This window comes from Synechococcus sp. CS-1326, from assembly GCF_025128115.1.
GTDB lineage: Bacteria > Cyanobacteriota > Cyanobacteriia > PCC-6307 > Cyanobiaceae > Regnicoccus.
Genome location: NZ_JAHLYV010000027.1, coordinates 13,121 through 34,116 on the forward strand (window position 1 = coordinate 13,121; position 20,996 = coordinate 34,116).

The window sequence follows — 20,996 nt, forward strand, 5'->3', positions numbered from 1 at the left end:
TTTCTAATGTACTCCAATCCTAAACTGATTAGTCTTCGGAATGCGCTACGACGAGTCGGCATTTTGCGTGCCATCCAGACAAGTCCCTTATATCGAATGATCAACCAAGGCTACGAATCACGCTTTGATGCTGCGATGATGGATAGCCTTGAGCCTGGTCAGTGTGTGTTCGACATCGGCGCCAATGTTGGGTACTACACCAAAAAATTTGCAGACCGAGTTGGTCCGACTGGAAGTGTGCACGCTTTTGAGCCTGTACCCGCTTCTGCTGCGATGATTAGTGAGCTAGTTCCTACTCGGCCGTGGATTTATGTTCATCAATGTGCTATTGCAGATGAACCTGGTGAGCTGGTGATGGAGGTGGGAGCCGATTCTACTTCACCTACCAATAAAGTTATGATTGGCAAGGCAGAGGCTGCAGAGGCGGTGTTAATTACCTCTGTGGAAACGATCGATTCGATGGCCACAAAAGTAGGCTTGCCTGCTGCTATAAAGATTGACGTAGAAGGTTATGAGTTGCATGTGATCAAGGGAGGGTGCATGACACTTACGGATCCTGCCCTGCGTCATGTTTTTGTTGAGGTTCATTTCAGTCTTCTTGAGCGGCGGGGACTACCTAATGCGCCTGCCGAGATTCAAAGGCACTTGATTGAATCAGGCTTTCAGGTTGTCTTCACTGATTTCAGTCATATCCACGCACACAGAGTATAGATGTCTGCAGGGTTCTCGGTATTGATCCTTGTCAGGAATGAAGAAATTGACTTACCTGGTTGTCTCTGTTCGGTCGACATCTCAGATGACGTCGTTGTCTACGACTCATTTAGTACAGATTTCACAAAGCAAATCGCTTTACATGCGGGTGCGCGATTTATTGTTCGGCCTGGCCAAGACCCATCTCTTGCATTTGGGGGTGATGAAGGTCTTCATAGAACTTGGGGCATCCACGAGATTTCTTACCGCTACCCCTGGCTGTTTGTAATTGACGCCGACGAGCGCCTCACACCTGCTGCTGCCGCTGAACTTCAAGCCATTGCCTGCAGCTCTGATTCCCTGTACGTTGCCTACCGCATTCGTCGTCGCGATTTCTTCCAAGATCGTCACCTTAAGCACGTGCAAACTTCTCCTTGGTATATCCGTTTTTTTCGGCCCGAGTTCGTGCACTACGAACGGTTGGTGAATACTGTAACGCTGGTTAATGGTCCGATCGGTGATTTAGCGTATCCCCTCGATCACTATCCTTTCTCCAAAGGCCTTAGTCACTGGATTGCTCGCCACAACTCCTACAGTAGCTATGAAGCTCAGCAGATTCTCCAGAACCGCACCTCCGGGGAGGCTTTCAGTCTGCGGTCGGTCTTCTTTGAGCATGACTTTAACCGCCGCCGCTTTCACCAAAAGGAACTCTTCTACCGCTTGCCAGCCCGGCCGCTGATCAAGTTTGTGTTGCTCTACTTGTTCAAAGGCGGTTTCCTTGATGGCCGCCCTGGTTTTACCTATGCCCTGTTGCAGAGCATCTATGAAGCTATGATTGTTCTCAAGGTGCAGGAGTTGGAGCGAGACAGCAGTTCACCGAGAACCTGATTCACATTGCCTCTGAGTTATCAATACGACCTTAATACTCACCCCACTTACAATTATTTCTATTTTGGCGATAATTTTTCTGACTCTAGAGTGGCTTCATGGAACCAGCACGAAACACGAAGTATACTGCATATTTTGATCCATTCATCCTTCATTTTGTATTCCGGTTTTAATTCATTTGTAAAGTGCAATATTGATAGGCTAAATAGCTCTTGGTTTTGCATTTCTGGCTCCTACTCTAACGTTAGATTTTCGTCAGGTATGATTTTACTTGTTTTAATTATTTTCACCTTAAGGCTGGTTTAATGCGTCCAAACTTTCTTATTATCGGAGCTGGAAAGTGCGGGACCACAAGTCTTGCTGCATTTCTTTCTCAGCATCCTCAAGTTTATGTTTCGAATCCAAAGGAGCCTGGTTTTTTCTCTGAAAACTTTCATCGTGGATGGGCTTGGTATGAGTCACTATTTGCTGATTCTGCTACTTGTTCTGCCAGGGGTGAGGCCAGCGTTAACTACTCAAAATGTCATCTCTACCCACATGTTGCCAGTCAGATCGCTGCTGGCTTGGGTGATGTCAGAATTATTTATATTGCGCGAAATCCATTGGATCGTATTGTTTCGGAATGGCGATATAGAGTTTTAAACTATTTGTCTATCCCTTCCTTCTCTGATTCAGTTCTACATAATCCTGACTATATTCTAACTAGTGACTACTCTACTCAGATTTCTCATTTTTTAAAGATATTCCCCAAAAATCATATCATGGTTTTGTTTTCTGAGGACTTAATGGCAAGGCCTCTATGCGTACTCGAAGATTGTTGTAGCTTTCTTCGGATTAGTCCTCATTCTTGCTGGGATCTCTCCCCTCATGGCGTTAGTGATAAGACTGTAGCCCTACCCAGTTCTATTGTAAAAATTAAGAACTTGGCCTATCCAATTAGGAGTATCATTCCATCCGGTTTTCAATCCTTGACGTTTTCCCTCTTTGGTCGCAAATCCAGTGATATTGCTGCTCTTCGTTCTCCAACTGTATGGGGTTCGTTGGCGTATGCTAAAACTTTGGATTCATTATACTCTGGCAGCTTGGAGTTTCTTGTTGAATGGGGCAAGGACGAATCTTACTGGAACTTCGACCGTCCTACTGTGCCTGATTAACGCTCTATCCTTGATTTATTTAGAAGCTGCAAAACTAGAACATCATTGGATCCAAATTCAGTCAGATAGTCCTCTACTGATTTTCTTTGGTCGTGACCATGAGCTTGAACTCTACGCATCGGCTCCTATTTGCCAATCTCAAGCCATTCCGCAATCTGTTTCAGTCCAGCACCTAGGAGCGTGTTGTGCGTAGATCAGCGATTGGCCTTTTCAAGGATTTTACAGATATTGTTGTTCATGCTGTTCTGTTATACCCGAACACAACAATATCTGCTGTGGCGTCAACGGGATGAGGGGTAGCAGCCTGGCAAATTCGGATAGGGCGTACTGTATTCAGTCGATCAGAATTTGCTCGAAATTTCAGAGTCTCAGCATCACCAAATCAGTGGCTCGCCTCAGCGCACAATTCGCGAAGGCCAGCGGCTTTCCCCACAATTTTCAACATATTAACAGGGGTCAGTTGCTAGTAGATCAGTGACGGTCTTCTCCACGGACGCTCAATAAACTGCCCTGATCCTAGTTACCGCAATGAATTTTGCCACTATAATTAGATATGCAGAAATCTAAGTTCTTCAGACCCTGGCTCAACATCGCCAGGACATCTGTTTTTAGTGGTATATTTTACGATTGCAATGAAGATGCCAGGCATCCTGGTATGCCAGGCAATTTTAGGATTGAGTGGTCTCCACATTGTAAAAATATCTTCACCTCATGCAGCTAAATTGTCATTAAAATGATGACTGCTGGTTGCGCCTGTCAGTCCATTGTGGCCATGCAGACTTTGCTCGTTCAACCACACCCCTGATCCCATTCATGAAACATCCTCTTCTTTCTCTTTTTCATTACTGGCAGCGGCATCCCCTGGCCAGCAAGGATATGCAGGGTACTGTGTCTCGCTTTCTCCGCTGGCAAATTAGTACGAGAATGCTTCGCATGCCTGTGGTGTTCTCCTGGGTAGGCGAGACAGTGCTGGTGATTGAAAAGGGTATGACAGGAGCCACAATGAATGTGTACTGCGGTCTCCATGAAGCCATCGACATGGCCTTCGTACTTCACTTCTTGAGGCCTGGAGATGTCTTTTTTGATATTGGTGCGAACGTGGGCACATACACAATTCTTGCTAGCGGTGTCATACAGGCTTACACCATCGCACTAGAGCCAATCCCTGCCACGTTTGCCCGTCTTGAGCGCAACCTTCGCTTGAATGATCTTTATTCCCGAGTGGATGCCCGTTGCTTGGCGGTTGGCGCTGAGGCTGGCAGCCTGCGTTTCACCTCGAGCCGCGATACCACAAACAAGGCTGTGAGCCTGCTCACGGCCGCAACCGACGAGCCAACCCTAGAAGTTCCCGTAGCTGTAGTTGACGAGCTATTGAGCCATCATTCTCCGCCGATTTTATGGAAAGTGGATGTGGAAGGTTTCGAGCCAGAAGTGCTGCGTGGAGCGACCAGTGCCTTGCGCAACCCTGAGCTCAAGGCTGTGCTCCTTGAGGCTGATACTCCGTCTTTGCAGCGAACGATGCATGATGCTGGCTTTTCACGCTTCAATTACGACCTCTTTGACCGTTCACTGGAGCCAGCGAGTGCGAATTCCATGCCCCAGGAATCCCACAATCAGCTTTGGATCCGTGACCTTGCATTCGTGCAAGATCGTTGCAGCACGGCCCCAAGAGTCAGGATTGGTAACATTACTCTATGATAGCTTAATGTTTTTTCTCCTCCTGTAGACAAGCCCAGATTTCAGGGCTTGTCAGTACTCTTTTGAATGTTCCCTTCAGACCATGAAGATTGTTTGATTGACGAGAACTACCCCATCAGTCTTATTGCTTGTTACTGAGTTGAGGAGCGGTCAATTAATCCTGTTGGCTATGTTTGCAAAGGCATTGTCAACAGTGCCTTCTAATCAACTATTTGCTCAGCCTGATTAGCGCAGTGTATGCTGTTTAGCTCGATTTCTTTTATATGGATTTCTCTCTTTGGAACTCTCGTTCTGTTTTCATTGCTCCACATCCTTGCCTTGCTCCAACTTCCCTTGCTGTTGCTCCTGACTCCCGAGTAGTATGAAGAGTTGTGCAAAGTCAATTCGGATGCCTTCATCGAAAGTCTGTGCCGATAGCCCTTTCTGGCCATGATTCTCATCGGTGGTGATACGAGTCAACGAAATCTCTTTCTCCTTACCCTTGCTCAGGAAGTCTTAGGCGTCTGAGCGAAGTCTCGTTGAAACTTTTCTGACATTTCTAGTAATTTTTGTTTGCCCTTTGGTTCTTTTCTCAGCCCGGATGCCTCGCTGCTGCAGTCACAGCGCTGAGATGCACTCAAGCCGAAGCAGCACATTAGCTTTTCTTCGCTCTGCCTGGATTTTGTTTTGAAGTTGGCCTGCCCCCCTCTAGGTTCATGGCACGAGAAGCTTGTACGCCTTAAAATTACAAGATCAAAAAGTTGCTGGATCCAACTATATCGCTTCAATGGCGCTTAGCTCTGCTGAATTCTGCTGGAGGACCAACGCTCGGTGGAAGTCTGTTGCGCTGACGAACCGCTTGCTGAGCGTTTGACTCTTGCTGATCAAACCCTGGTAACGCTGCTTTATTCCCGCAGCATTTTTTTATTCTACCGAGACTGGTACGCCTGATCCTGTGGCCCTTGGCTAAGCCTCCACCCCCCTCTCTTCTCTAGCCTTCCCCGATGCGTCTGCTGATTCTCGGCCTCAACTACGCTCCTGAGCCCGTCGGCATCGGTCGCTACACCGGCGAACTGGCCAGCTGGCTGGCAGCTCGTGGGCATCAATTGCAGGTGATCACCGCGCCTCCCTACTACCCTCAGTGGCAACTCCAACCTCCGTTTCGCAACCGCTACGCCGTTGAGCACACCGGAGAATTCGGCCAGGGCAGCCTGTTGATTCGCCGTTGCCCGCTCTGGGTGCCCCACCTCCCCAGCACCATCAAACGGCTGGTTCATCTCGCTTCCTTCGCTTTCTCATCCGCCTTTCCGTTGTTGGGCCAGCTTCGCCATCCCCCCGATAAGCTGCTAGTGATCGCTCCGGCCTTTTGCTGCACCGTTCCGGCCCTGTTGTTCACTGCCTTGGCCCGGTTGCGCGGGCGTCCGGTGCCTGCCGTTCTGCACATTCAGGATTTTGAACTCGATGCTGCATTCGAGCTCGGATTCTTGGCTGGTGGGCCCGTCCGCACCTGCGCCGAAGCGATCGAGCGGGTTTTTCTGCAGGGATTCACGGCTGTTTCAACGATTTCGCCGGCGATGTGCGCCCGGCTTGCGCTCAAGGGCGTCGCTTCCCGCAGGATCTGGCTTTTTCCCAACTGGGTTGATTGCGCGGCGATTGAGCCGCTTGCCTCACCCGCCCAACTGGCCTGGCGCCAAGAACTGGCCATACCCGCTGATGCCGTGGTGGCTCTTTACTCCGGCAGCATGAACTGCAAGCAGGGTCTGGAGGTGCTTGCCGATACCGCCCTGCAGCTGGCTGATCATCCCCGCTTGCATTGGATTTTCTGTGGTGAAGGTCCCACCCGAGCCGCCTTCGAAGCCGCCTGCGGTTCCCTGCCCCGCGTACGTTTTCTGCCGTTGCAGCCTGCTGAGTGCTTCAGCGCCCTGCTCCAGCTCGCCGACATCCACCTGCTTCCACAGCAGGCCGGGGCCGCTGATGTGGTGATGCCCTCCAAGTTATTGGCCATGCTGGCCAGTGGTCGGCCCGTGCTGGCCACAGCCGAACGGCAGACCGGCCTTGCTGCCGTCATCACCGGAGCCAGCCCCTGTGGAATGGTGACCCCTCCTGGAGATGCCAATTCGCTGGCAGTGGCCGCTCGTGAGCTGGCTGACAACCCTGCCCTGCGTTCTTTGATGGGGGGCGCAGCCCGACAGCGGGCCTTGCGCGACTGGGATCGGGATGCGGTGTTGAGCAAATTCGAAGATAATTTGATAAATCTCTGATATTTTCAATCTTGAGCTGAGGTTTTGATGAAGTCCAGTGGGCTGCTGCGTCTGTACAGCAAGGATCTCAACCGCATTCAGCGATGGCTGGATCCTCTGGTGATCGGCGAGTCTTTCCTGCTGCTGTCCTGGTGGAACAGTCAGTTCGAGATCCGCCAGGGAGGATTGGATCACCAGGCTGGAATCCTCATTCTGGTTGTTTCGTTCATCGTTCTCAGCCAGGGAAACATCTATCAGAGCTACCGGCAGCAGAGCCTGTTGCTGTTGCTCCGTCGCCTGCTGCTGAGCTGGGTGGCGATGATCACCATCCTGTTGCTGATCGCTTTTCTCACCAAAACCAGCGAGAACTTCTCTCGCCTCACGGTCAGCGTCTGGTCGCTGTTCAGCCTTGGCTGGTTGCTTTTCTGCCATCTGTGGGGTCGCCACCTGTTGCGCAAACACCGTGCCAAAGGTGGTAACAGCCGTAACGTGATCTACTGGGGGCCTGCGGCTACAGCCTGCAGCTTCCATGCCCAGTTGCTTGCCCAGCCCCACCTGGGTCTGAGGTTGGTGGCCTGGTTTGAGTCTCCCTCGGCGGAAACCACCCTTCTCCCGAAAAGCATGCCTGCTTCGATGGGAGGGCTTTCGGAGCTGCGACGCTGGCTGGAATTCAACACGGCTGATCAGATCTACTTCAGCTATTCGCCCGATCGACGCTCCAGTCACCTTTCGATGGCTGAGGTGATCCGCTTCTTCGGAGATACCTGCCTGCCGGTTTATTACGTGCCCCACTGGGCCCAGGAAGGCATGCGCTTCAACGTAGAGCGGCTGGGCAGCCAGTTGGTGTTCGGCCTCTGGGTGCCTCCTGAGGCCAACCTCGATCGCCAGGCCAAACGGGTGATCGATCTGGTTGGCTCGCTGGTGTTGTTGGTGGCTCTCTCCCCTCTGCTGATCCTGATCGCCGTCCTGATTCCGCTCACCAGCCCGGGGCCGATTCTGTTTTCTCAGGAGCGCTATGGGTTCAAGGGAAAACGGTTTCGCATTCTCAAATTCCGCACCATGACGGTGATGGAGGCTGGCGATCAGGCCGGGCTGGTTCAAGCCACTCGCCACGACCCGCGCATCACCCCCCTCGGGGCCTATCTGCGCCGTTGGTCTCTTGATGAACTGCCCCAGTTGATCAATGTTCTCAAAGGTGAAATGAGCCTGGTGGGTCCAAGGCCCCATGCCGTTGATCACAACGAGCTTTACCGCACTCAGATCACCGCCTTCATGCAGCGGCACCAGTTCAAGCCGGGCATGACCGGGCTGGCCCAGGTGGAGGGTTGGCGCGGCGAAACGGCCACGCTTCAATCGATGGCCAGCCGGATCGAGGCCGACCTCCGCTACCAGCGGGACTGGTCGTTGCGTCTGGACGTGAAGATTCTGCTGCGAACTGTGTTCGGCTTGTCGTCCCCCAACGCCTATTAGCCGAACCTGCCTTTTTCAGCCAAACCAGGCTTTGCCGTCGCTGCGTTTGCGGCTGTGACGGCGAGCCTGCCTGGCGGTGAACTGGCTCACGCTCGGGTTGCCGCCGATTGGATCCACATGGGCCACCTGCTGCCAGAGGTCGCGGGGCGCCCAGCGGACTGTGTGCTGCACCGAATCCAGCCGCATCACATGGCACCAGTGGCACGCCCCACATTCCGCGCAGAACAGTTCCTCGATCCACTCGTTGCTCAGCACCAGCACCGGGAAGGCATTGATCACCAGCCGGGCCTTGCCATCCGGCATGCCCCGCTGTTTGAGCTGCTCTGGGCTAAGCAGGTGCAGGAAGTACTTCTTGCCGTTCCCCACCAGCTTCTGCTCGGGGTGGGCCGGGCAGAGCAGTTCCCGGCGGCGGCTGCGCTGACGTGGCTTCCGCTCGCTGGCGATGTTCTGCCCGGTTTCGCCATTGCCTGCCTGCATGCTGCGCCGTGTCTCGTGCTTAGGCAATCCTTGCGCAGGTTCTGGCTTTTGCGGCGCCCTTCGGTCTTTGGTCGATCCCGGATCGCTCACCTGCCGCTCAGGGGGTCTTCCCCGCCCAGCACAGCGCCATAGGCCTGCCGGAACCAGCCGATCCGTTGTTCCTCGCCGCCGAGCAGAGGCGAAGCGGTGATCTGGCCGGCGATCGGTTGGAGCGTTTCGCAGACCGCATGGTCTTCCCCGGTGAGCCGGCGCAGGTTGGGGCCCACGAAGAACGGCAACCAAGGTTCCGTGATCCGCCGCAGCAGGCTGTGAAACCAGGATCTGTCTTCGATCGGAAACGGGGCCTGAAAAAACCAGCTGCGCACGCTGGTGCGATCGTGAGCTTCTGGAACATATTGGGTGATCGATACATACCAGCTCTGCAACACCTGGTAGTGATTGATCAGAAGATTCGGAAAGATCTGCAGAATCCGGTAGCCACTCGGGCGATAGCTGCCATCCCGGCAATCCCCGGCCATTGCCGTCAGATTGCCAGGCTTTCCCTTGAAGAAGAAGGCACTGTGGCGCCCGAAGCGTGGGTAGTGGGCGTGCTCAGGTTTGAGATAGCCGGTTGTGCCGAAATGGGCTGGATCAACGGAGAAAAGCATCCGAAAGGTGGATGGATGCACAGCGAACAGATGGTATTCCTCCAGTGTGAGCTCATAGAGAAGCTTCCAGTTCGCTTTCACGGAGCTGCAGGCGGTGTGAGGCGGGTTGTTCACCTGGCAGATCGCCGCCAGGATCGGCCAGGCTTCTGCCAGGTACTCCTGCAGCGATTCAGCCCCACTGGTTGCCGATTGCTCCCGTTCGGTGGGCTCGGCTGAGCCTGGTGCGGTGGCCGGTTGCTCGGAAAAGCGCCCGAAGATCAGGAACCCGCAGGTGGCGATCTCCACCGGCCGCAACCGCACCCCCAAATCCCTGGGTGTACCCCCGAACAGCTTCTTGCACTGAGGAATGCCGACGGCTTCCCCTGCCTGGTTGTAGACCCAATGGTGAAAGTCGCAGCGCACCATTCCGCTCCCCTTCGCTTTGGTGCGAATCGGGTGGAAACGATGCCGGCAGATGTTCTCGAATCCACGGATCGTCGTGCCGAAACGCTGCACAAAAACGGAGCTTCCAGCAAGGTTGCAACGGATCCAGTCGTTGTCGCTGGGGATGTCGGTGGTGAGTCCGAGCAGGGTCCAGATCGGGCGAAAACAGGCCTGTTCGTTGGCAAAGGCCTCGGGTTCCCGCAGGGAGCGTGCCCAATCGGAACGCTGCCGCTCATCCATGCTGCAGGCATTGCGCTTGCAAGCACCCTACGGCGGCAAGCCTGGCTGGTGCCTGCCCTGAACCGGTGCCATTCTCGGCTTTCGGCTCCTGGCCCGTCTGAATGAACCGCTCCGCCGACTGGTTGCATCAGGCCCTCGCCGACCTTGAACTGGCAACGGTCGGTGCCGAAGCCGGCCACCATGAATGGGCCTGCTTTGCTTGCCATCAGGCTGTGGAAAAGGCGCTCAAGGCTTTGTATTTGCAGCGTGGTCAGCAGACTGGGGCCATGGCCTCGGCCGGGCCTTCCGTGATCTGCCCGCTCCGGATCAAGAGGCCCTGACCCTGGCCGTTACCGATCTGGAAGATCGCCTGCGGATTCTTGATGCTCTTTATCCCCACCCGTTACCCCGATAGCCTTCCTGATGGTGCCTCGACCGATCATTTCGGCCGTTTGCAGAGCGAGGACGCCTTTCGCCATGCCCGTTCGCTTGTTGACGCAATCCGTGCTGCGCTGGCCTGATGCGGACCTGGTGCTGCGTGAGCTTTCCGATTGGGCCGAGGACCAGGGTCAGGTTCACCCATCCCTGCAACGGGTGGGTGTCTTCGGCAGCTACGGACGCGGCACCGCCGGAGTGGGCAGTGATCTGGATCTGTTGCTGATCGATTCCGCCGCTGAGGGAGGCCAGCAAGCCAGGTTGCTGGACTGGCCCCTGGAACAACTGCCGCTCAGTTGTGATGCACTGGTGCTGACCCCCGGCGAACTGGACATCCTGATGGCCTCTGGTCAGCGGATGGCCCAGGAACTCCAGCGCGATGCCCGCTGGATCTGGCGCCGTCAGGCGTAGCCCTCATTTCGCTTCCATCCAGTTCGGTCCCACCCCCGTTTCAACCAGCAGCGGCACGCTGAGCTGAACAGCGCTCTCCATCACCTCCTTCACCCGGGCGCGCACCGCCTCGGTGGCCTCCGGGGCGGTTTCGAGCACCAGTTCGTCGTGCACCTGAAGCAGCAGCCGCGCCGGCAGTCCCTCCGCGGCCAGTTCGTGGTGCAGCCTCACCATCGCCAGCTTGATGATGTCGGCGGAGGAGCCCTGGATCGGTGCGTTGGCGGCCGCCCGCAACTGCTGGGCCTCCATGCCGGCCCGCCGGGCCACCTCCAGCTCGATCGCCAGTGGATCGGTGCCCAGCAGCCGCCCGAGGCCGCCCGGGTCGAAGGGGAACGGGCGCCGCCGACCCAGGATCGTCTCCACGTAGCCGCGGCTGAGTGCCAGGCGCTCCTGCAGCTCGAGGAAGGCGAACACCTTCGGGTAGCGCTGCTTGTATCGGCTGAGGAAGTCCTTCGCCTGGGCGACGCTCAGCTCGGTTTCGCGGGCCAGGCGCTGGGCGCCCATGCCGTAGATCACCCCGAAGTTGATCGTTTTGCCGAGGCGCCGCTCTTCCGGGCTCACCACGTCCTTGTCGAGCAGCAGCCTGGCCGTGAGGGCGTGCACGTCGTCGCCGTCGTTGTAGGCCTGCACCAGCACCTCCTCGCCACTGAGGTGAGTGAGGATGCGCAGCTCGATCTGGGAGTAGTCGGCGCTGATCAGGTTCCAGCCTTCCTGGGGCAGAAACGCCTTGCGGATCCGCCGGCTGAACACCGTGCGGATCGGGATGTTCTGTAGATTTGGATGGCTGCTGCTCAATCGCCCTGTGGCGGTCACCGCCTGGTTGAAATCGGTGTGCACCCGGCCCGTCTCAGGTTCCACCAGCAATGGCAGCGCATCCACGTAGGTGCTTTTGAGCTTGCTCAGGGTGCGGTGCTCCAGCACCAGCGGCACCACCGCGTGGTCGTCTTCCAGCTTCTCGAGCACGGCGGCATCGGTGCTCCAGCCGGTTTTGGTTTTCCTGGATTTCTTCCGGTCCAGCCCCAGGGTGTCGAACAGCAGCTCGCCCAGCTGCTTCGGTGAGGCCAGGTTGAACTCCACTCCGGCGGCCGCCTTGGCCTGCTGATCCAGCCGCTGCAGCTGGTCGCCCAGCTCCAGGCTCAGCTCTCCCAGATAGGCCGTGTCGATGCGGATGCCGGTGGCCTCCATCAAGGCCAGCACAGGCTCCAGCGGCAGCTCCACCTCCCTGAGCAGCGCACTCAGCTGGGGACCCATTGCCGCCAGTTGCCTCGCCAGCAGCGTCGAGAGCCTGCGGGTGAGATGCACATCCATGCCGCAGTAGAGGGCCGCCGCCTCGATCGGCACCGCGGCGAAGCTTTGGCCCTTGGCCACCAGCTCGCCGAAGGCGGTTGGCACGAAGCCGAATTCCCGCTCCGCCATCGCCTCCAGGCCGTGCCTGGCATTGGCGTCCCGCAGGTAATCCGCCAGCAGGGTGTCCATCACCACGCCGCCCAGGCTCAGGCCATGGCGCAGCAGGATCAGCCTGTCGTACTTGGCGTTCTGGAGCGCCTTGGGGTGGGCGTCGCTGGCCAGCCAGGGGGCCAGGGCCGTGAGCACCGCTTCCAGCGGCAACTGCCCTGGTGCCGCCGCCGGCGCACTGAGCAGATCAGCGGCCGCCGGGGGCTGGTGGCCGATCGGGATGTAGGCCAGATCGGCCATCCCTTCTCCCCAGCAGAAGCCGAGCCCCACCAGCTCGGCCTTGAACGGGTTGAGGGCGGTGGTTTCGGTGTCGAGCGCCACAGGCTGCGCCGGATCGGTGTTGGCCCAGAGCCGTGCCACCAAGGCCTCCAGCTGGGAGGAGGTGGAGAGGATTTCCGGGTTGAGGGCAGGCAACCGGCCCGGCGGCGGCTCTGAGTGCGCTCCCGGTGCTGGAGACGGGCTGGCGGCGGCGGCCGAGGCCGGCTCGGGGCTTTCGGGCTCTGTGCTGTTGGGCTCAGTGTTGTTGGGCTCAGTGTTGTTGAGCTCGCATTTTTTGAGCCCGGTTTCTTTGAGCCCGGTTTCTTTGAGCTCAGTGTCCTTGGGCTTGCTGACGGCCGAAAATGCCTTCTCGAAGGCCGCCAGCTGGCGCGCCAGGCTGTGCAGCTCCAGGTCCTGCAGCCGACGTTCCAGGTCGGCTCCGTTCACCGAGCCGAGGGTCAGCCGCGGTTCACTCGGCAGCGGAATGTCGATCAGGATTTCGGCCAGCATCCGTGAGTGGTAAGCCTTCTCCCGGTCGGTTTCCAGCCTGGTCCTCAGAGCTCCCTTCTGCTGATCAAGGGCTGAGTAGATGCCATCGAGATCGCCATGGGCCTGCAGCAGGCTGATCGCGGTCTTGGGCCCCACCCCTTTCACGCCCGGTATGTTGTCGCTGGAATCCCCGGTGAGCGCCTTGAGGTCGACGACCTCCTCGGGGCTGACCCCCAGCTTGGCGATCACCCCTTCCCGGCGAATCATCGACGGCCCGGAATTCCTGGCGTAGGGGCCGCCTCCCATGTAGAGCACGGCGATGTCGCGCTCGTCGTCAACCAGCTGGAAGAGGTCGCGGTCTCCCGAGAGGATGCGCACCCGCCAGCCGGCGTCCGCCGCCCGGTTGGCCAGGGTGCCGAGCACGTCGTCGGCTTCGTAGCCAGGCGCCATGCAGAGAGGCAGATCCATGGCTTCGGAGAGGATCTCCTGAAGGTTGGCCAGGTCGGTGAAGAAGTGCTCGGGAGCCTCGTCGCGGTGGGCCTTGTAGGTGGCATCGGCGTCGTGGCGGAAGGTGGGTCCAGCGGTGTCAAAGGCGATCACCACACCCTGAGGGGTCATCCCGCGGACGTTCTCCAGCAGCGCCTTGAGAAAGCCGTAGGTGACGCTGGTCGGAACGCCCGCCTGGGTGGCCAGTCCTCCCTCACCTCCCTTGGCGAACGCATAGAAACTGCGAAAGGCCAGGGAGTGGCCATCCACCAGCAGCAGCAGGGGCTGGCCACCGCCCGAAGCGGTGGAAGAAGGAGATGAAACAGTGGAGGCTGGCTTCATTCGCGCCAGCCTGCCACCAGCGGGGCCATTGTGGGCTGGCCGCAACCGCCGCCATGGCACGTCAACCCCGCCGCTACGCCATCCATCTGCTCCTGGTCGGAGGCCATCATGAGCTGGTGCACTTCGCCAGCCTCGATGCTTTCCAGGCCTGGTACGGCGTCCTGAACGCCGGAGCGGCCGACGCCTTCGTGAACGTGCCGATCGGCGATCTCGACGGCGAATACCTCGTGCTTCGCCCCAGTGCCGTCAGCGCGATCCGGATCGAACCCCAGTACGGCGCGATTGAAGATTGACCCTGCCTGTCACCGACGCTCCTGAGCGGCTCCAGCTGCTCTGGGGCATCACCCTCTTCTCCGGCGCGCTGGCCCAGTTGGTGGCGGTTGTCACCGGCCTGCCCGCGGTGGTGCTGCTGCTGGCCGCCGGTCTGGTGATCGGCCGCTCCGGCCTCGGCCTGGTCAATCCGCTCCAGCTGGGCAGCGGACTCGAAACCGTGGTGGCTCTTCTGGTCAGCCTGGTGCTCTTTGATGGCGGCCTCAAGCTCAGCCTGCCCGGGGACGTGTCGCGACTGGCGGTGCTGCGCATCGTGCTGGTGCGCCTGGCCCTGGCCTTGCCGGCGGCGATGGTCGCCGCCCACTGGCTGGCGGGCCTGAGCTGGCCCCTGGCGGCGGTGTTCAGCGCGATCGTGCTGGGTACCGGCCCCACCGTGGTGACGCCGCTGGTTCAGCAGATGCGGTTGGCCCCACCCCTCGGGGAGGTGCTGGAGGGGGAAGGGCTGGTGCTGGAGCCGTTCGGGGCCGTGCTCGCCCTGTTGCTGCTGGAGCTGGTGCTGGGCGGACTGTCGGGCTGGCGGGCGCTGGGCCTTGATCTGGTGTTGCGGCTCGGCGGTGGCGTGCTGATCGGCAGCATGGCGGGCCTTCTCCTCAACGCCCTGCTGGCTCGCCTGCCGGTGGACCCAGGCAGTGGTCTGCGACTCCAGCTCAGCCTCGGCATCCTGTTTCTGATGGTGACCGGTTGTGACCTGCTGCTGCCCGAGTCGGGGCTGCCAGCGGCGGTGGCGGCCGGCTGGATGGTGGGCCGTCGCGACGCGGCCGGATCGGCCCAGCTCGATGGGTTGATCCGCCAGTTGGCCCAGCTGGCGATCAGCATCCTGTTTCCCCTGCTGGCCGCCGATCTGTCCTGGGGCGATCTCAGCCCCCTGGGCCTGGGTGGGGTGGCTTGCGTTCTGGCGCTGATGCTGGCCGTGCGGCCCGTGTCGATGCTGCTCGCCACGGCCGGATTGCCGCTCAGCGTGCCCCAGAAGGTGCTCCTGGCCTGGCTGGCGCCACGTGGAATCGTCACCGCTGCGGTGGCCAGCCTGTTCGCCCTGCGCTTGGAGCTGGCTGGTGTGCCGGGCGCCGCCCAGTTGAAGGGTCTGGTGTTTCTCACCATCCTGATGACGGTGGGCATCCAGGGACTCACGGCCACGCCCCTGGCCCGGGTGCTGGGCCTGGTGCGGCCGGAGGAGGCAACAGCCCAGCCGAGTGACGATCGTTCAGGCCGTGAGGCTGTTCTCGAGTCGTGAGCGGTCGCTGCCTCGGCTGTGCAGCAGCCGCCAGGTGGTGATCAGATCGGGACCCTGAAGACTGCCGAGCAGGGCGGCCCGCAGGCTTTTCATCACCACCCCCTTCTTCACTCCGGCCGCCTTGGCTGCAGCGGCCAGCAGCTCCTGGGCGGCGGCGGCGGTGAGTGGTTGCTCGGAGCCCGGCAGGTGCTCCAGCAGGGCTGAGAGGGCCGCCTGGACTTCGGGTATCGCCAGTTGGGTGGTGGCGGCCGCATCACAGCCGGGCCAGAGGAAGAAAGGCCTGGCCTGCTCGATGCCGTCCTGGAGGGTGACCAGGGATGGACCGAGTAGGGCTGCCAGTTCTTCCGCCCATTCGGGATTTTCGCTGGCCCTCCACCAGCCCTCCGCCTGCCAGAGGGGGATCAGGTCGTGGCACAGATCGGCCGGGCTGCGTTCATGCAGCACCTGTCCGTTCAGCCAGTTGAGTTTGTCCCAGTCGAAGCGTGCTCCGGCCCGGTTGACCCGCTCGAAGCCGAACACCGCCGCCGCTTCGGCGAGGGAGAAGCGCTCGCCCATCTCGTCTGGAGGCGACCAGCCCAGCAGGGTCATGTAGTTGACCAGGGCTTCGGCGGTATAGCCCAGGTCGCGGAAATCGGCGACGGATGTGACCCCATCACGCTTCGAGAGTTTGCGGCCCTCGGCGTTGAGGATCAGGGGCGTGTGGGCGAACACCGGCTCCGGCAGGCCCAGCGCTGCGTAGAGCAGCAGTTGCTTGGCGGTGTTGGCGATGTGGTCTTCGCCGCGGATCACATGGCTGATCGCCATGGCCGCATCGTCAACGACGACGACAAGGTTGTAGAGCGGATCGCCGATGGCGGTGGCCGGAGCACGGCGGGCGATCACCATGTCGCCGCCGAGATCGGCGCCGCTCCAATGCATGGCCCCCCTGACCAGATCGTTCCAGTCGATGCTGGCGTCAGCGTCGATGCGAAAGCGGATCACCGCCTCACGGCCTTCGGCCTCGAAGGCCTGCTGCTGGGCCGCACTGAGGTCGCGGTGGGCGTTGTTGTGGCGTGGTGCGGCGTGGGCGGCTTTCTGATCCGCCCGCATGCTCTCCAGCTCCGCGTCGCTCATGTAGCAGCGATAGGCATGGCCGCTGGCGAGCAGTTGGCTGATGGCGGCGTGATGGGCCTCGAGCCGCTCGCTCTGGATCACCGGCTCGCCGTCCCAGCTGAGGCCGAGCCAGGCGAGGCCGTCGAGGATGTTGGCGGTGAAGGCCGGGCTGGAACGTTCCCGGTCCGTGTCTTCGATTCGGAGCAGAAATGCGCCGCCATGGTGGCGGGCGAACAGCCAGTTGAAAACGGCTGTGCGGGCCGTGCCGATGTGAAGTGTGCCGGTGGGGCTGGGAGCCAGGCGTACCCGCACCGTCACTGGATCGATCTCCTGAAAAAAGGTGGCTGATGAGGCCAGACGGGACTGACGGGATTCGAACCCGCAACTTCCGCCGTGACAGGGCGGTGCTCTAACCGGTTGAACTACAGTCCCAGAGCGGCTTCTGACCGTCCTGTGTTGCCCGTGCAACCCTAAGAGTATCTGCGATCACGGGTCCCGCCGTCAACTGAACCCGTCAACTGAAGCTCTCTACTGAAAGCCTCTAACGAAAGCTCCCGGGGCAAGTCGCCTGAGCGGAGCAGTTCACCCGCCTCCTGCCGCTGAACAGGCTTCAGGCCAGGGGAGGAGCTTCCAGCCGTTGCAGTTCCGCCAGCATGGCTGCGATGCTCTCGGGATTGGCACCCTTCTGGCTGTTGCTGTGCAGCTCGCGGCCGATAACCACCGCACCGAGGTGGGAGAACTGCAGGCGCATGCCGCTGAGGACTTTCTGGGAGCTGCCTCCACTGTGGCTGGCCAGCGCCACCGGGATGCCCTGGAACAGGTTGCGGAAATCGGCCGTGCTGGTGGAGAGCCAGGCCACCGCATTGACCAGGGTTGGCGGCAGGCTGCCGTTGTACTCGGGTGCGCAGACCCAGAGTCGCCGATGCCGGCGCAGGGCGGAGGCCAGCTGTTCAAGGCCGGGTCCGGCACCCTGGGGTTGCTGCACCGGCGTGAACAGGGGAAGGTTCAGTGCCACCAGATCAATCAGCTCTGCGGCGCCTGAGCCAGCTGCGGCGTTGGCTTCTGAGTTGGATTCGGCACAGAGCAAGATCTGCCTGGCCAATTCCAGATTCTTGCCGTTGCTGGCCGCGAGAACGAGCATCAGGGGAAGGCCGTGACGTGCATCAGGGGCGGAATCCGGCTGGCTCGATCAACCTCACCTGGTTGCCCCGGGCCGTGAACTCGCTGCCCTGGTCGCTCTGAACCACGACGCGTCCACCGGATTTGACCCGGATCACCCGGGCCCGAACCCAGCCAAGGGCGGCGGACTCGAGCACCTTGACCACATCACCGGGTTGTAGATCCAACTCCATATCCGGAACCAGGAAAGGGCAGGGAAGGGCAACGAGCGCGCCGTGGAGGACTTGAACCCCCGACATCAGGTTTTGGAGACCTGCGTTCTACCAACTGAACTAACGGCGCAAGAAGATGCCCTTTGGTCCGGTGCCGAAATCGGCACCCGAACGAGTGGTGAAAAGCCAGGATTCAGCGGTCGAAGCGCTGCTTCACCCTGGTGGCCTTGCCGACCCGATCGCGCAGGTAGAACAGCTTGGCACGACGGACTTTACCGCGACGCTCCACCTGAATGGTGGCAACCTGAGGGCTGTGAAGCATGAAGACCCGCTCCACCCCGATGCCTTGAAAAATACGCCGCACCGTGATGGTTTCGTTGAGGCCGCCATGACGCTTGGCGATCACCACACCTTCGTAGGGCTGCACCCGCTCCTTGTTTCCTTCGCTGATTCGCACCCCCACCCGCACGGTGTCCCCGACGTAGATCTCGGGAAGTTCGGGCTTGAGCTGCTCGGCTTCAAAGGCCTTGATCAGGTCGTAGGCGCAGAGCTTTGCAGCCACAGGCTTCTCAGCCACTGCTGTGGTTCCGCCCGGGGATCCTGTTTCGGCTGTGGCCGCTGAATCGGTGTCGTTGAGTTCCGCTGCCATCCCAGTTCCGAGGTTTCTGGCCAAACAACAAGTGTACCGCCTCAGCTTTCGGGTTCGGTTTGAGCAGTGGGGGATTCCGCCTTGCGACCGGCCACGGCTCGACGACTCCATTTCTGGATGAGCAGGCCCGCTCCGGTGGCCAGCATCCAGAGCAGCCCCAGGCCGTTGAGGGCCACGTAGATGGTTTCGCCCTGACTGCCCAGCCATTCCCCTTCGTGAAGCACCATCAGCAGGTGGGCCTGATCACGGCTGAAGCCGGCCCAGTCCCGCAGCAGGCGGTAGCTCATGCCGCTGGCCACGGTGACCAGCAGGGGGGCCAGGACGACCGGGGCCAGCAGGCCGTGCCAGCGCCGCAGTTTCGCCAGGGCTTGCATGGTCGGCTTGGGAAAGTTGATAGGTTGAGAGTCTGAAGTGTCCAGGCGCCCGCTGATGAACCTGTTCGCTGATCTGCTCGCCTCCAGCACCGCGGCCAGGAAGGCTTCCCCGGCAACAGCGGTGCAGACCGGCCCCCGCATCCAGAAAGGACGCCGTGGTGTCGAGATCAAATCAGCGCGGGAAATCGCGATCATGCGTCAGGCCAGCCGCATCGTGGCCACTGTTTTGCGCGAAATCATCGATCTGGCCGCCCCCGGCATGACCACCGCCGATCTCGATCGCCATGCCGAGAAGCGGATCCTCGCCATGGGCGCCACGCCAAGCTTCAAGGGCTACCACGGCTTTCCGGCCAGCATCTGCGCCAGCATCAACAACGAGGTGGTTCACGGCATCCCCAGTCAAAAGCGGGTGATCCGCTCTGGCGACCTCCTGAAGGTGGACACCGGCGCCTACTTCGAGGGCTACCACGGCGACAGCTGCGTCACCCTCTGTGTCGGTGAGGCCTCCGAGCAGAGCCGACTGCTCAGTCGGGTGGCCCAGGAATCGCTGATGAAGGGCCTGGCCAGGATCAAGGCTGGAAACACCCTGCTCGATATCGCCGGCGCGGTCCAGGACCACGTCGAGGCCCACGGTTTCAGTGTTGTCGAGGACTACACCGGCCACGGCGTCGGCCGGAACCTGCATGAGGAGCCCTCGGTGTTCAACTTCCGCACCCGGGACCTCCCCAACCTCACCCTGCGGGCCGGCATGACCCTGGCGGTGGAGCCGATTCTCAATGCCGGCGGTAAGGGCTGCCGCACCCTCGCCGATCGCTGGACGGTCGTCACCAGCGACGGCAGCCTCTCAGCCCAGTGGGAGCACACGATCGTGGTGACCAGCGACGGCTGCGAGATTCTCACCGACCGGGATTTCTAGGTCCTGCTCGTCAAGCGGAAATAGCCGTGGCGCAGGGCCATGGCCAGAGGAGTGAGCACATAGGTGAGCGGATTCGGCGACACGATGATCAGTGCGCAGTGGCGCCTGGCCTGGGCGATCACCTGCCCAGCCACGAAATCAGCCCCCATCACTCCATAGGGGTTGAGCCCGGATCGGAACGGTCCCAGCACCAGACGACGGATGCGGCAGGGGTTGTCGCCGCGACGGTCGAGCGCCCGCAGGCTGAGCAGCTGGCCCAGCAGGCGCTTGCTGATCTCATAGAGGGGGCTGATCGCCGGCAGGATCTCCGCTTCGGAGGTGTTCACCCAGAGCTCCCGGCCCGGCTGGCCGGCCGGGCGCTCCGGCAGTGACAGGAACAGCTCGATCAGCCGCCAGGCGCTGAGGGCATTCACCTCCAGGCTCCGCTGCACTGCGCCTGGGTCTCGATCCCCGAAGGTGTTGATGCCGTGGTTGATCACCAGGATGTCCACCTCCCTGAGCAGTTCGGCGAGGGCCGCCTCGCTCCCACAGCTCCAGCAGACGCTGCGCAGGGGAATTGTCCCACCGGCGCCGTCGTCGAGCATCAGGGTCCGGGGCTTGGTGGTCAGGGCGATCGGCCATGCCCCCTGGCGGTGAAGCTGCAGCAGCAGGGCCATGCCGAGGGCGCCGCTGGCACCACTGACCGCCACGGTTCGATCGCTGAGGGGGAGCAGCACGGGAGGGTGATGCAGGCCCGCTCAGTTTGGGCGGTGGCGGGGTTCGTTGATCGGGGCGACAGTCAGCGGGAATGAAGCCATCCTGGTCAAACGCGTCATCCTTGGCACGCCCCCCCCCCTTCGCCTCGCCCCCATCGACCGTGGACAGCTTCGAGGCCATTCCCGCCGCCCTGGACGTTGATCCAGCCATTTCCGCCCTGTTTGCTCCCTATTGCGGTGGGGTTGAGCGGGAGTCCTGGCTTGAACTTGCCCTCGATCTGCTCGAGGCCCGTCAGGTGAGTGGACGCCGACAGCTGCGGCCGGCAGGCGTCCATCCGTTCGAGCTGCGCTGGCAGCCGGTGGCGGCACCCCAGGAACCTGTGGCCTGTGTTCTCACCTTCCCGGCCAGTCAGGGGCTGGTCTACAACTTCACCCTGCCCAGCCATCAGCTGGTGCTCTGGCTGATGGATCTGCTGGAGGCCCAGGCCACCCGCGGCGAGGACGACCTTCCCGAAACGTTCTGGCGCTGGCTATTGCTAGGCGAGAGTCCCGGCTCGCCCGCCACCTAGATTGGTCAT

22 protein-coding genes and 2 tRNA genes are annotated in these 20,996 nt (G+C 60.2%); 12 read left to right on the forward strand and 12 right to left on the reverse strand.

Going from position 1 to position 20,996, the window contains the following annotated elements:
* Positions 1–96 precede the first annotated feature (96 nt).
* The 4 genes from KQ307_RS10220 to KQ307_RS10235 all read left to right on the forward strand — a co-directional run bounded on the left by KQ307_RS10220 (position 97) and on the right by KQ307_RS10235 (position 4,430).
* Entirely contained in the window at positions 97–711 is a 615-nt protein-coding gene (locus KQ307_RS10220) for an FkbM family methyltransferase (RefSeq protein WP_259727902.1), read from the forward strand.
* Entirely contained in the window at positions 712–1,578 is an 867-nt protein-coding gene (locus tag KQ307_RS10225) for a glycosyltransferase family 2 protein (protein WP_259727903.1), read from the forward strand.
* A 305-nt stretch (positions 1,579–1,883) separates the two neighbouring features.
* Positions 1,884–2,732, forward strand: a complete 849-nt coding sequence (locus KQ307_RS10230) for a sulfotransferase domain-containing protein (protein ID WP_259727904.1) — start codon at positions 1,884–1,886, stop codon at positions 2,730–2,732.
* Positions 2,733–3,545: 813 nt separating this feature from the next.
* Positions 3,546–4,430 (forward strand): FkbM family methyltransferase, encoded by an 885-nt coding sequence (locus KQ307_RS10235; RefSeq protein WP_259727905.1) that lies wholly within the window; start codon positions 3,546–3,548, stop codon positions 4,428–4,430.
* 297 nt (positions 4,431–4,727) lie between these two features.
* Here the strand turns inward: KQ307_RS10235 and KQ307_RS10240 are convergent, their stop codons facing one another.
* Complete coding sequence (locus KQ307_RS10240) at positions 4,728–4,889, reverse strand: hypothetical protein (RefSeq protein ID WP_259727906.1); 162 nt, start codon at positions 4,887–4,889, stop codon at positions 4,728–4,730.
* Between the two features lie 524 nt (positions 4,890–5,413).
* Between KQ307_RS10240 and KQ307_RS10245 the strand changes: the two genes are divergently transcribed.
* Positions 5,414–6,670 carry a WcaI family glycosyltransferase gene (locus KQ307_RS10245; RefSeq protein WP_259727907.1) on the forward strand — a complete coding sequence of 419 codons (1,257 nt, stop codon included), beginning with the start codon at positions 5,414–5,416 and terminating at the stop codon, positions 6,668–6,670.
* 27 nt (positions 6,671–6,697) lie between these two features.
* Complete coding sequence (locus tag KQ307_RS10250; protein WP_259727908.1) at positions 6,698–8,119, forward strand: undecaprenyl-phosphate glucose phosphotransferase; 1,422 nt, start codon at positions 6,698–6,700, stop codon at positions 8,117–8,119.
* A gap of 15 nt (positions 8,120–8,134) precedes the next feature.
* On the opposite strand, the gene KQ307_RS10255 is transcribed toward KQ307_RS10250, so the two are convergent.
* Positions 8,135–8,596 (reverse strand): hypothetical protein, encoded by a 462-nt coding sequence (locus tag KQ307_RS10255; protein ID WP_259727909.1) that lies wholly within the window; start codon positions 8,594–8,596, stop codon positions 8,135–8,137.
* A gap of 86 nt (positions 8,597–8,682) precedes the next feature.
* A complete protein-coding gene (locus KQ307_RS10260; RefSeq protein ID WP_259727910.1) occupies positions 8,683–9,906 on the reverse strand; it encodes an aromatic ring-hydroxylating dioxygenase subunit alpha in 1,224 nt (407 codons plus the stop codon).
* 101 nt (positions 9,907–10,007) lie between these two features.
* Between KQ307_RS10260 and KQ307_RS10265 the strand changes: the two genes are divergently transcribed.
* A complete protein-coding gene (locus KQ307_RS10265) occupies positions 10,008–10,226 on the forward strand; it encodes a HEPN domain-containing protein (protein WP_259727911.1) in 219 nt (72 codons plus the stop codon).
* A gap of 136 nt (positions 10,227–10,362) precedes the next feature.
* Positions 10,363–10,731 carry a nucleotidyltransferase domain-containing protein gene (locus tag KQ307_RS10270; RefSeq protein WP_259727912.1) on the forward strand — a complete coding sequence of 123 codons (369 nt, stop codon included), beginning with the start codon at positions 10,363–10,365 and terminating at the stop codon, positions 10,729–10,731.
* Between the two features lie 3 nt (positions 10,732–10,734).
* Here the strand turns inward: KQ307_RS10270 and polA are convergent, their stop codons facing one another.
* Positions 10,735–13,800, reverse strand: a complete 3,066-nt coding sequence (gene polA / locus KQ307_RS10275) for a DNA polymerase I (protein WP_259727913.1) — start codon at positions 13,798–13,800, stop codon at positions 10,735–10,737.
* A 53-nt stretch (positions 13,801–13,853) separates the two neighbouring features.
* Between polA and KQ307_RS10280 the strand changes: the two genes are divergently transcribed.
* Together KQ307_RS10280 and KQ307_RS10285 are read left to right on the forward strand one after the other, a co-directional pair.
* Complete coding sequence (locus KQ307_RS10280) at positions 13,854–14,093, forward strand: hypothetical protein (protein ID WP_259702226.1); 240 nt, start codon at positions 13,854–13,856, stop codon at positions 14,091–14,093.
* On the forward strand, positions 14,090–15,361 hold the full coding sequence (locus KQ307_RS10285) for a sodium:proton antiporter (protein WP_259702227.1): 1,272 nt from the start codon (positions 14,090–14,092) through the stop codon (positions 15,359–15,361). The genes KQ307_RS10280 and KQ307_RS10285 overlap by 4 nt, the downstream gene beginning before the upstream one ends.
* On the opposite strand, the gene gltX is transcribed toward KQ307_RS10285, so the two are convergent.
* The 7 genes from gltX to KQ307_RS10320 form a co-directional block, all read right to left on the reverse strand.
* Positions 15,332–16,771 carry a glutamate--tRNA ligase gene (gene gltX, locus KQ307_RS10290; RefSeq protein WP_259727914.1) on the reverse strand — a complete coding sequence of 480 codons (1,440 nt, stop codon included), beginning with the start codon at positions 16,769–16,771 and terminating at the stop codon, positions 15,332–15,334. The two genes, KQ307_RS10285 and gltX, sit on opposite strands and share 30 nt — an antisense overlap.
* A 40-nt stretch (positions 16,772–16,811) precedes the next feature.
* Positions 16,812–16,885: transfer RNA gene (locus KQ307_RS10295), tRNA-Asp, on the reverse strand.
* A gap of 178 nt (positions 16,886–17,063) precedes the next feature.
* On the reverse strand, positions 17,064–17,594 hold the full coding sequence (locus KQ307_RS10300) for an NADPH-dependent FMN reductase (RefSeq protein ID WP_259727915.1): 531 nt from the start codon (positions 17,592–17,594) through the stop codon (positions 17,064–17,066).
* Between the two features lie 22 nt (positions 17,595–17,616).
* Positions 17,617–17,805 (reverse strand): hypothetical protein, encoded by a 189-nt coding sequence (locus KQ307_RS10305; protein ID WP_259702230.1) that lies wholly within the window; start codon positions 17,803–17,805, stop codon positions 17,617–17,619.
* Between the two features lie 36 nt (positions 17,806–17,841).
* Positions 17,842–17,914: transfer RNA gene (locus tag KQ307_RS10310), tRNA-Trp, on the reverse strand.
* 63 nt (positions 17,915–17,977) lie between these two features.
* On the reverse strand, positions 17,978–18,433 hold the full coding sequence (gene rplS / locus KQ307_RS10315) for a 50S ribosomal protein L19 (protein WP_259702231.1): 456 nt from the start codon (positions 18,431–18,433) through the stop codon (positions 17,978–17,980).
* Positions 18,434–18,474: 41 nt separating this feature from the next.
* Positions 18,475–18,807, reverse strand: coding sequence for a peptidase (locus tag KQ307_RS10320; RefSeq protein ID WP_259727916.1), 333 nt, complete (start codon positions 18,805–18,807; stop codon positions 18,475–18,477).
* Positions 18,808–18,862: 55 nt separating this feature from the next.
* On the opposite strand from KQ307_RS10320, the gene map reads away from it, so the two are divergent.
* Positions 18,863–19,723, forward strand: a complete 861-nt coding sequence (gene map, locus KQ307_RS10325; RefSeq protein WP_259727917.1) for a type I methionyl aminopeptidase — start codon at positions 18,863–18,865, stop codon at positions 19,721–19,723.
* Here map and KQ307_RS10330 read toward each other — a convergent pair.
* Entirely contained in the window at positions 19,720–20,439 is a 720-nt protein-coding gene (locus KQ307_RS10330; RefSeq protein WP_259727918.1) for a short-chain dehydrogenase, read from the reverse strand. The two genes, map and KQ307_RS10330, sit on opposite strands and share 4 nt — an antisense overlap.
* A gap of 101 nt (positions 20,440–20,540) precedes the next feature.
* On the opposite strand from KQ307_RS10330, the gene ebsA reads away from it, so the two are divergent.
* Positions 20,541–20,987, forward strand: coding sequence for a type IV pilus biogenesis protein EbsA (gene ebsA, locus KQ307_RS10335; RefSeq protein ID WP_259727919.1), 447 nt, complete (start codon positions 20,541–20,543; stop codon positions 20,985–20,987).
* The last annotated feature ends 9 nt before the right edge of the window (positions 20,988–20,996 follow it).